Source organism: Pseudomonas sp. FG36, assembly GCF_057809275.1.
Map to the genome: position 1 here is coordinate 1 of NZ_JBMDJQ010000089.1, position 470 is coordinate 470.

Genomic DNA, 470 nt, shown 5'->3' on the forward strand with positions numbered 1-470 from the left:
TGGCCTGGCCTGCTGAAAGTCAGTCGAATTCCCAGGCGAACCAACCAGATACCTAGGGGTGTGAGTTCTCCGGGATTTCTTGGCGCCCCCCAGGGCGAGCCATTATCCGCGTTGATCTGCACGGGCAGTCCATACCGGCTGAACAGATCGGTCAGGTGCTCCATGACCAACCCTGTGCGCTGATGTGCGCAGGCCTGTATCACAAGGTTAAAGCGTGAGTGGTCATCAATCAGCGTCAGCGGATAACAAGGTCCCTGAGCCGTTTGGAAGAAACCTTTAAAATCGATCTGCCACAGATCATTCGGGGCTTCGCGCTCAAAGCGTGTCCATGGTTTAGCAGCCTCGGAAGCCTCCGCGGTGATCAATCCATGCCGATGCAGGACATTGGTTACGGTACTGGCACAGATGCGCTGATCAAGCAGGTGACTGATCTTTCGGCCACCCCACGTGGAGTGCTCCTTACGGATGGC

Annotated in this window: 1 protein-coding gene; it reads right to left on the bottom strand. The window is 56.4% G+C overall.

Features of this window, described 5'->3' with window-relative positions:
* Positions 1-470, bottom strand: a 470-nt coding sequence (locus ACODS9_RS26550; RefSeq protein ID WP_489095124.1) for a DDE-type integrase/transposase/recombinase, incomplete at both ends; no start/stop codon positions are given.